The organism is Frankia sp. CoWAU3 (assembly GCF_977971855.1).
This window is the reverse complement of record NZ_CDWWXB010000286.1, coordinates 1-3,444: the sequence shown is the minus strand read 5'-3', so window position 1 is coordinate 3,444 and position 3,444 is coordinate 1. Positions and strand designations below refer to the sequence as shown.

The 3,444-nt window shown below is 69.7% G+C and carries 3 protein-coding genes; all 3 read right to left on the bottom strand.

What is annotated here, in order from left to right; genetic code table 11:
• On the bottom strand, window positions 1-1,585 hold a 1,585-nt coding region (gene phnE / locus AC08ON_RS17245), incomplete at its 3' end, for a phosphonate ABC transporter, permease protein PhnE (protein ID WP_476608533.1).
• Window positions 1,582-2,343 carry a phosphonate ABC transporter ATP-binding protein gene (phnC, locus tag AC08ON_RS17240; RefSeq protein ID WP_476608532.1) on the bottom strand — a complete coding sequence of 254 codons (762 nt, stop codon included), beginning with the start codon at window positions 2,341-2,343 and terminating at the stop codon, window positions 1,582-1,584. The genes phnC and phnE, both read right to left, overlap by 4 nt.
• A complete protein-coding gene (locus AC08ON_RS17235; protein WP_476608531.1) occupies window positions 2,340-3,284 on the bottom strand; it encodes a phosphate/phosphite/phosphonate ABC transporter substrate-binding protein in 945 nt (314 codons plus the stop codon). The genes phnC and AC08ON_RS17235 overlap by 4 nt, the downstream gene beginning before the upstream one ends.
• Between the last annotated feature and the right edge of the window lie 160 nt (window positions 3,285-3,444).

The following is a 3,444-nucleotide window of genomic DNA, read 5'->3' as shown; positions in this document are numbered from 1 at the left end:
AATGAACCACCCGGCGTAGCCACACCGCGAGCAACTCGACCAGCAGGACCGTGGCGAACACCAGCACCAGCACGGCCGTGACCACACCGAACTCCAGTACCCGGGAGGCGTTGAGCAGCTGGAATCCGATGCCGCCCGCGCCGACGATGCCCAGCAGCGTCGCCGAGCGGATGTTCGTGTCAAGCTGGTAAAGCACATTCCCGACGAACGCGGGTGCGGCCTGCGGCAGCGTCGCGGCGAAGAACACCTGCCACCGCCCCGCTCCCGTGGCGCGCAGCGCGTCCTCGACACCCGGGTCGACCTCTTCCACGGAGTCCGCGACGAGCTTGCCGAGCAGCCCGACAGCACCGACGCCCAGCGCGAGCGCCCCGGCGACCGCACCGAGCCCGGTGATCACCACGAACACGATCGCCAGCACCAGCTCGGGGATGCCCCGCACGCACACGATCAGCAGCCGAACGACACGCGCGACCGGGGGCGCCACGTTGCGCGCGGCCAGCACCCCGATCGGCAGCGCCAGCACCGCCCCGATCAGCGTGGCCGCGAGCGCAATCTTGACCGTGACCCACAGGTCGTCCAGCAGTCCCGAGATGAACTCCGGCGGCCAGAAGAGGGTCAGCGTGCGCCCGAGATCACCGAGTCCGCCGAAGAACTGGGCCGGCGACAGGTGGGCACCCCAGACCGACGCGAGCACGACGAGCACGGTGAGCGCGGTGTACCCCGTCTTCCGTACCCTCGCGGGTGTCCACGGTGGGCTGATCTGCCCCGGTCGTCGCGGCGCCTGGATCGTGGCCTTCGGGTGCAGGAGCGCGCGGCGGATCGCCCCGGAGGCCAGTTCGACGAGCACGCACAGCACGAGCACGACCAGAGCCAGCGCCATGCCGCGGCGGTAGTCCAGCTGCCCCAGCGACGTCGCGATGGCGCGGCCGAGCCCGTCGATACCCACGAAGCCGAGGACGACCGAGACCCGCAGGTTGATGTCCAGCCGGTGCAGCGCGGTCGCCACGAACGCGGGCAGCACCTGCGGCAGCACGCCGGCCACCAGCTCCTGCCCACGGCCCGCACCGCCCGCGCGCATGGCCTCACGCGGGCCCTCGTCGATCTGCTCGACCGCGTCGGCGTAGAGCTTGCCGACCATGCCGACCGAATGCAGTCCCATCGCGAGAACCCCGGCCAGCGCGCCGAACCCGAACAGCCGAAAGAACACGATCGCCAGCACCACGTCCGGCACCGCGCGGGCCGCGACGATCACTGCCCGCGCGCCGAACCGCGCACCGCGGTGCGGCGCCGTGTTCCCGGCCGCCAAGATCGCAAGCCCCGTGCTGAGCACCACCGACAGCAGCGTGGCGCAGATGACGATCGACATGGTCTGGCCGGTCAGGCGCAGCAGCTCCCCCGCGGTGGGGAAGTCCAGGGGGAGCATCCGGGCGGCGAAGTCGGCCGCGTTCCGCCCGCTGTCGATCAGCGTCGCGACGTTGATCGACAGCGCGGCGAAGGCCCACCCGGCCAGGCCGAGCAGCCCCAGCAGCGCGGCCGTGCCCAGGACCGAATCGGTCCTGGGCCGGGCGAGGGTTCGCCCCGTCACGCGATGGCCCGCAGCGGGCCGGCTCGGTAGATCATGGCGACGGCCTGCTGGTGGTCAAGGTCGCCCGCAGCCTTGTCCAGCACGACCTGGCCCGAGCGCAACCCGACGATCCGGTCGGCCCACGACAGCGCCAGCTCGACCTGGTGCAGGCTGCACAGCACGGTCAGGTTCCGTTCGCTCGCGATTTCGCGGATCAGGCCCATCACCTGCGCCGAGGACTCCGGGTCCAGGGAGGCAACCGGCTCGTCCGCGAGCAGGATCTCCGGGCGTTGCATGAGCGCCCGCGCGACCGCGACCCGCTGCTGCTGCCCGCCCGACAGCGTGTCCGCGCGCTGGAACGCCTGTGACGCGAGCCCGACCCGTTCCAAGTGCTCCAGCGCCTCGAGTCGCACCGCCCCCGGATAGGTGACCAGACCCAGCCGCGGGCCACGCAGCCTGCCGAGCGCGCCGGTGCACACGTTCTCCAGCACCGAGAGGCTGTCGACCAGGTGAAACTGCTGGAACACGAAGCTGATCCGGCGACGCAGCTCCCGCAACCGCGCGCCCCGCGCCTGGCCGACGTCCGTGCCGAGCGCGATGACCCGGCCCGCGCTTGCCCCATGCAGGCCGTCGACGTGCCGCAGGAGCGTCGACTTGCCCGAACCGGACAGCCCCAGCAGGACGACCACCTCGCCGGGCTCGACGGTGAACGACACCTCGTCGAGGGCGAGCGTCTGGCCGAACCGCTTGGTCACCCCCTCGAAGCGGACGGCGCTCACTCCGCCGCCGTGCAGCTCTTGGCCTTCGTGACCTCGCAGACGTGCCGCACCGGGTCGAAGAAGGTGTCGGCGACCTTGACGAAACCCCAGTCGCCGGACTCGTCGACCATGCACTTACCGGGTGTGCAGAACCCATGGGACTCGAGGTAGTCGATGTTCATGTGCTCCTGGATCACTTTGGCGATCTTGTCCTTGAGCGCGGGATCGAGGTCGTCACTGATCGCGATCGGTGATCCGGGGATGAGGTCGGACTTCCACACCGTGGTCAGCTCACCGGCCTTGAGCTGACCCTTCTCGACCAGCTTCTTGTCGACCATCGCGTCGTAGGCGAACCCGGCGTCGCACTGCCCCTTGGCCACGCCGAGCGCCGACGCATCGTGCGTGCCGGCCAGCACCGCGGTGATCTCGCTATCGGGGTTCACCCCGGCGTCGATCAGCCCGGCCCGCGGATAGAGGTAGCCCGAGGTCGAGTTCGGGTCGACGAGGCAGACCTTCTTACCCTTGAAACCCGCGAGGTCGTGAATCGGCGAACCGGTCTTCACCACGCCGTAGGAGCGATAGCCCGGCGAACCACCTTTCTCCGCGAGCGCCGCGGCGACCGCCGTCGCCCGCACTCCGGAGGTGCGGGCGACCAGATAGGACAGTGCCCCGTACAGCGCGATATCGACCTTGCCGCTGCGCTGCCCCTCGATGACGGCGGCGTAGTCGGTTGCCCGCTGGAACCGGATCGTCTTCCCGGTTTCCTTCCGCAGCAAATCGATCGAGGACTGGTAGTCCTCCTGAAGCTTGGCCGACTCCTCGCCCGGAACCGCCGCGAACACCAGTTCGCTGGGGTCACGGGTGCTGCCGTTGCCGTTGTTCGCCGCGCTCTGACCACAGGAAGCCATGAGCACCAGCGCCGCCCCGGCCAGCGCGAGCACGCGCCATCGCTTGTTGACCATGTTTCCTCCTCGTCCGGTACTGCGGGAAGCCTGGAACGCCCGCGTGCCACCGTGGTGAAGCGTCGGCTACGAGCAACCGAACGGCCAGGGCTATCTCACGGCAGACGACCGCACAACCGGAAGAGGCCGTGATAACTCCCATACTGGGATTTCTGGTCCA

Coding starts and splice junctions, on each gene's coding strand:
- AC08ON_RS17235 (WP_476608531.1), bottom strand. CDS start 3,284: ATGGTCAACAAGCGATGGCGCGTGCTCGCGCTGGCCGGGGCGGCGCTG.